The 5,241-nt window shown below is 61.9% G+C and carries 8 protein-coding genes; 4 read left to right on the top strand and 4 right to left on the bottom strand.

Going from position 1 to position 5,241, the window contains the following annotated elements; all coding sequences use genetic code 11:
- Both AC1P6P_RS13590 and cydP read right to left on the bottom strand, forming a co-directional pair.
- A partial coding sequence (locus tag AC1P6P_RS13590) for a cytochrome ubiquinol oxidase subunit I (RefSeq protein WP_481402984.1) occupies positions 1-261 on the bottom strand: 261 nt, incomplete at its 3' end.
- A gap of 10 nt (positions 262-271) precedes the next feature.
- Complete coding sequence (gene cydP / locus AC1P6P_RS13585) at positions 272-430, bottom strand: cytochrome oxidase putative small subunit CydP (RefSeq protein WP_481402983.1); 159 nt, start codon at positions 428-430, stop codon at positions 272-274.
- A gap of 393 nt (positions 431-823) precedes the next feature.
- On the opposite strand from cydP, the gene AC1P6P_RS13580 reads away from it, so the two are divergent.
- From AC1P6P_RS13580 to AC1P6P_RS13570, 3 genes are all read left to right on the top strand, one after another.
- Complete coding sequence (locus AC1P6P_RS13580) at positions 824-2,344, top strand: PAS domain S-box protein (protein WP_481402982.1); 1,521 nt, start codon at positions 824-826, stop codon at positions 2,342-2,344.
- A 4-nt stretch (positions 2,345-2,348) separates the two neighbouring features.
- Positions 2,349-2,951 carry a response regulator FixJ gene (fixJ, locus tag AC1P6P_RS13575; RefSeq protein ID WP_481402981.1) on the top strand — a complete coding sequence of 201 codons (603 nt, stop codon included), beginning with the start codon at positions 2,349-2,351 and terminating at the stop codon, positions 2,949-2,951.
- Positions 2,952-3,048: 97 nt separating this feature from the next.
- Positions 3,049-3,402 (top strand): response regulator transcription factor, encoded by a 354-nt coding sequence (locus tag AC1P6P_RS13570; protein ID WP_481402985.1) that lies wholly within the window; start codon positions 3,049-3,051, stop codon positions 3,400-3,402.
- A 176-nt stretch (positions 3,403-3,578) separates the two neighbouring features.
- Here the strand turns inward: AC1P6P_RS13570 and AC1P6P_RS13565 are convergent, their stop codons facing one another.
- Entirely contained in the window at positions 3,579-3,731 is a 153-nt protein-coding gene (locus AC1P6P_RS13565) for a hypothetical protein (RefSeq protein WP_481402980.1), read from the bottom strand.
- Positions 3,732-4,105: 374 nt separating this feature from the next.
- On the opposite strand from AC1P6P_RS13565, the gene AC1P6P_RS13560 reads away from it, so the two are divergent.
- Positions 4,106-4,531 (top strand): copper chaperone PCu(A)C, encoded by a 426-nt coding sequence (locus AC1P6P_RS13560; protein WP_481402979.1) that lies wholly within the window; start codon positions 4,106-4,108, stop codon positions 4,529-4,531.
- On the opposite strand, the gene AC1P6P_RS13555 is transcribed toward AC1P6P_RS13560, so the two are convergent.
- Positions 4,528-5,241 (bottom strand): U32 family peptidase (locus AC1P6P_RS13555; RefSeq protein WP_481402978.1); only part of this gene is annotated, 714 nt, incomplete at its 5' end. The two genes, AC1P6P_RS13560 and AC1P6P_RS13555, sit on opposite strands and share 4 nt — an antisense overlap.

The raw sequence follows: 5,241 nt of genomic DNA, 5'->3' as shown, positions 1-5,241 counted from the left end.
GACGTAATGCGAGTAGTAGGCCCAGTTGGTGCCGAACTGGAATTCCATGGTGATGCCGGTGGCAACGCCCATGACGAAGTTGATGCCGAACAGCGTGCCCCAGAACTTGGTCATGTCGCGCCAGATTGCCCGGCCGGTCATGACATAGACCGTTTCCATGATGCCGAGCAGGATCGACAGACCCAGCGTCAGCGGCACGAAAAGGAAGTGGTACAGCGCGGTTGCGGCGAATTGCAGCCGTGATAGTTCGACGATATCCATGGGTGTTATCCTAACGATGGTCTGAGCCGAGAAGGCGCTCGGATACGGCGGCCGCGTCGGCAACGGTCCGGTGCGAAGGACTGAAAAACGCGACATACAGGCAGGCCAGAAGGACGAATTTGACCGCCAATACCGCGGCGATATCCTTCCATAAAATCGGTCGTTTCATTTCCCGTTCTTCCGCAACGCAAGTCCTGGTTCAGCTTGGCACCGCCACTTGCACCGGCAAAGGCGGTTAACGTGAATGCGATGGCGGTCGGCGCAGCCGTCACAGCGACACCGCGTGACGTGACTCGCGCCCCGTTCATCAAACTACAGCTGAAGACTCTCATTGTTCTAAGAAAAAGTGCAGTGGGAATTACCTTAGGGGGACAACATGCCGCCCCCCTTCCGCCACAATGTTGATAGTGAGACGAACTCACTTTTCAACCCCTTGGTGTTGATAGCGCCAAGGCCGCAATTTCCCGGCACCATTTAAGGGAATTTGCTCTTCACGCGGCTTGCGTGTTGGCGAGAGGCCCGCGCTTTGCTAGAAATATAATGAATTCAAATAGCAACCCGGATGCCGCTACCCCTGCAACGCACGCCTTCCCCCCTGTGGGACGACTCGCTGTTCGAGACCGTGGTTGCGGCCGCGATCAACGGCGTGATGGCGGTCAACGAGCAGGGGTTGATCAGCGTCTTCAATGCGGCGTGCGAGGCGATGTTTCAGTACCGGCCCGAGGAGGTCCTCGGCCGCGGCATCGCGATGCTGCTCGCCTCCCCATTCCGCGAAGAATACGAGGAGCGACTGCGGCGCTTCCAGCAGACCGGCGAAGCCAAAGGCGCCGGTACAGGTCGCGAACTCAAAGGGCGGCGCCGCGACGGTTCAGAGTTTCCCATCTTCATGTCGGTCGGCGAAGGCATCCACGACGGCCGGCGCATGTTCGTGGTCGTGGTCCAGGATCTGACCGATCTGCAGATCGAACGGGCGATGCACGCCGAGCAGCGCGCCTTCCTGGCGGCAATCGTCGATTCATCCAACGACGCCATCGTGTCGAAGACACTCGACGGCAAAATCACGAGCTGGAATCGCGCCGCCGAGAATCTGTTCGGCTACAGCGCCGCCGAAATGATCGGGACTTCGATCACCCGCCTGTTCCCGGAAGATCGGGTCGAGGAGGAAATCGAGATCATGGCGCGCGTCCGCCTGGGCGAAGCGACCGAGCATTACGAAACCCTCCGCATACGGAAGGATGGCAGCCTGGTCGACGTCTCGGTCACGGTGTCGCCGATTCGCGATTCCAACGGCACGGTGATCGGGGCCTCCAAGACCGTTCGCGATATCAGCGAACGCAAGTTCGCCGAAGCGCGACTCGAAATTTTGTCGGCCGAACTCAGCCACGTCGCGCGGGTCAGCGAGATGGGTCAGGTCTCCGCTGCGATCGCCCATGAACTGAATCAGCCGCTGACGGCCGTGCTCAATTACACCAACGTCGCCAAGCGCCTGATCGCCATGTCCGATCCCGCCGCCAAGGCGAAGTCCTATGAGGCGGTATCCAAGGCCGGCGAACAGGCGCTCAGGGCCGGCCAGATCATCCGCCGCCTGCGCGACTTCGTCGAAAAGCGCGAATCAACCCGGACGCTCGAGGACATCAACGCCGTAACCGAGGAATCACTGGCGCTCGGCTTGATCGGTACGCGCAAGAGCGAGATCACCACGACCATCGATTTCGCCGACGATTTGCAACTCGTACTGATCGACAAGGTGCAGATTCAGCAGGTCCTGGTGAACCTCCTGCGCAACGCCACCGAAGCAATGACCCAATCGGAGCAGCGCGAGTTGACCGTCACCACGACGGCTGTCACCACAGATGCCGTGCAGGTTAGCGTTGCGGACACCGGTTGCGGGGTGTCCGACGAACTCGCCGAACGCCTTTTCCGTCCGTTTGTGACTACCAAGTCGGGTGGAATGGGAATAGGACTAGCAATCAGCCGCTCAATCATCGAAGCTCATGGCGGCCGGCTCACAATGGCCCCCAACCCGGGCGGCGGGACCGTGTTCCAGTTCGTTCTGCCGGCTGCGAAACGCGTGATGGACTGATCCGATGGCCGAACCCGTATTTATTGTCGACGATGATCCCGACATCCGCGATTCCCTCTCACTATTACTCTCCGCGTCCGGCTACGCCACAAAGGCCTATGAGTCGGCGACGGCCCTGCTCGCCAGCGAAGCCCCCGAGTCGGTCGGCTGTTTGATCGTCGATGTGCAGATGCCTGAAATGGACGGCATCGCCCTGCAGAAGGAGCTGGTCGCCCGCCGCTCGCCGCTGCAGGTGATCGTGATGACCGGCCATGCCGATATTCCGATCGCGGTCGGTGCCATGAAGGCCGGCGCCGTGGACTTCCTCGAAAAGCCGTTCGACGAGCCGGTGCTGCTCGACAGCGTGCGTCGCGCGCTCGACCGGGCCTCGACGACCGGCGACCAGGTCAAGGAGGCCCGCAGCGCCGCCGCGCGCCTCGCCTTGTTGACCGAGCGTGAGCGTCAGGTGCTCGAATTGATCGTTGCCGGCAAGGCCAACAAGGTCATTGCCCACGAACTGTCCATTTCTCCCCGTACCGTTGAAATCCATCGCGCCCGGGTGATGGAAAAGATGGACGCCGGCAATCTCGCCGATCTGGTCCGCAAGGCCTTATCAATCCCTTCCTAGGGAAAGGCTTTAGGCACAACTCCGTATTTCATGTCAGCGCCATTCCGGCTAAATAACCCATGACTTCATGTGGCTATCAGGGCCTGGCTTGACGACAATGGTTGACATCATCGACGACGACGATGCGGTACGGGATTCCACCCGCGCGCTGCTCGAATCCTATGGCTACGAAGTGCGCGATCATGCGTCGGCGGAGCTATTCCTGAAAGAAGCGGGATTGAAGCCCGACTGCCTGGTGGTCGATCAGCATATGCCCGGGATGAACGGCCTCGACCTGCTCGAATTCCTGCGCGCCCGCGGCGACCAGACGCCGGCCCTGATGATGACCGGCCGCAGCGATCCCACCCTCGAACCGCGCGCCGCGCGCATCGGCGTCAAGCTGCTGCACAAGCCGGTGCCGGAAGACCAGCTGGTGTTGTGGATCGAGCGCGCGCGCCAAGCCAACGCCTGACCCTTTCACGCAACTATCGCGGTACGACTCGTGGCGCTGTCGCGTGTCGCAGAGACGCTTGCGATTCGTCTTTCGTCATCGCGTAAATCACGGTTAGCGAATCCTTACCGCGGTGCGACATCAGGGAAACCCCCAACTTACAAGCATTCAAAAAAGTATCATTCTGCACGCACCAATCACCTTGGGACGGATTCGAAATGCTGGCCGAGGATTTCACAAGGCACCATGATGAGGAACGAGCCGCCGGCCACGCCCTGATCGCGCGTGCCAGCGAGAAATCGAGCGTCATCCGCCAGCGTCTCGCCGCCGTTGCCGAAGAACTCCGCCAAGCCGCTGCCACGGCCGGGTCCGGGAGTGAAGGCCTCCTCAAGCTTGCGAGTAAGTTCGAAGAAAACTCCAAGCCAGGAGACCCTATGTGATCGGCAAAGCCTTGAGCACAATCATCCCCTTGATGGCCGGGCAAGCCCCAACTCCCGGCCATGCGTCCCCCCAAGAGAATGTGTTTGAGTTTCTCCGACGTCTGAAAGACGAACTTTTTTGGCCCCGGATCCCAGTCCGTTGTGCACCCCCGCCAGACGGGGATCCAGCCGATCGCGCCTGACCGGTCTCCTAACGGAACCGGCAGGCGCGCCCTTTTTCTTCGCTCTTGACCCGTAGCGCCGGACAGCAAAAGCTGGCCGCCGATCCAACGCGGGGCTCCCTCATGACATACCGCTTCGTCGCTGCGCTGCTGCTCACCGCTGCGTTTGCGCTTCCTGCCGTGGCTGCACCGAGTGTCTCGGGCGCCTGGATACGCGCCTTGCCGGGCAACCTGCCGGCGGGCGGCTATTTCACGCTCGCCAATTCCGGCACCAAGCCGATCACGCTCACCGGCGCCCAGTCGCCCGCCTGCGGCTCGTTGATGCTGCACATGACCCACACGATGAACGGCATGGCGCACATGATGGCGGTCGACAGCGTCGACGTGCCGGCCGGCGGCACGTTCGCGTTCAAGCCTGGCGCCTATCACCTGATGTGCATGGAGCCCAAGGGCTTGAAGCCGGGTACGAATGTGCCGGTCACCCTCACCTTCGCCGACGGCACTCACCTCACGGTGCCTTTCGCGGTGAAAACGGCGACGGGGAATTAATCCACTTCCGCAGTGCAGCCCGGCAGGCCGCGCAGGAAGCCGTCGGACAGCGGTCCCGGCAAATGCAGCACGCTGAGCGCCTCGCCCGCTTCCTGCGGCGTGGTATTGCCGTCGGCAAGATCGCGGAACACGCTCGCCACCCGGACCATGTCGCAGGTCTGCGGCGACAGGCGCAGCGACACCACACCGGCCTCTTTCAGCGCCGCGACATGGCGCACCGCAGCGGTCACGACATAGCCTTGGGTCTGGATGCCATTGACGGCAAGGAACGGCACGCCGTCCATGGTGCACACGTCCATGCCGTCGCTGTGCGCTTCGCAGACGAACTGACACGCATCCTTGGCCATATTGGCCTGACGGGCGGCATAGCAGCGGGCTGACAACGCCAGCGGCGGACGGCCGAACGCGAACACTTCCACCGCGTGGTTGCCCGCCGCCATCGTCCGGATCGACTCGAACGGCAGTTCGGGCGGCAGACAGATGCTGGTGGCGCCGAGCTTCAGGTGCAGCGCCAGCGTGTCCTCGTTGTAGATGTTGATGAACGGACCGACGACGTGCGGGCGCTTGTCGACCAGGTGCACGGCGGCGATGTCGTTGGCCTCGATCGTGTAACCGGCCTGGATCATGTCGCCGATATCGCGGATTTCGCGCTTGTTGGTCGGCAGCGCCAGTGTCGAATAGACCACTTCCTTGCCGCCGCGCTCGAGCCG

Source organism: Rhizomicrobium sp. (genome assembly GCF_056722145.1).
The sequence above is the reverse complement of the archived record's forward strand: the minus strand, read 5'-3'. Positions and strand labels throughout refer to the sequence as shown.

Excerpts from the sequence above, each read along its gene's own strand:
- AC1P6P_RS13560 (WP_481402979.1), top strand. The coding sequence starts at position 4,106 with ATGACATACCGCTTCGTCGCTGCGCTGCTGCTCACCGCTGCGTTTGCG.
- AC1P6P_RS13580 (WP_481402982.1), top strand. The coding sequence starts at position 824 with ATGCCGCTACCCCTGCAACGCACGCCTTCCCCCCTGTGGGACGACTCG.
- cydP (WP_481402983.1), bottom strand. The coding sequence starts at position 430 with ATGAAACGACCGATTTTATGGAAGGATATCGCCGCGGTATTGGCGGTC.
- AC1P6P_RS13570 (WP_481402985.1), top strand. The coding sequence starts at position 3,049 with ATGGTTGACATCATCGACGACGACGATGCGGTACGGGATTCCACCCGC.
- fixJ (WP_481402981.1), top strand. The coding sequence starts at position 2,349 with ATGGCCGAACCCGTATTTATTGTCGACGATGATCCCGACATCCGCGAT.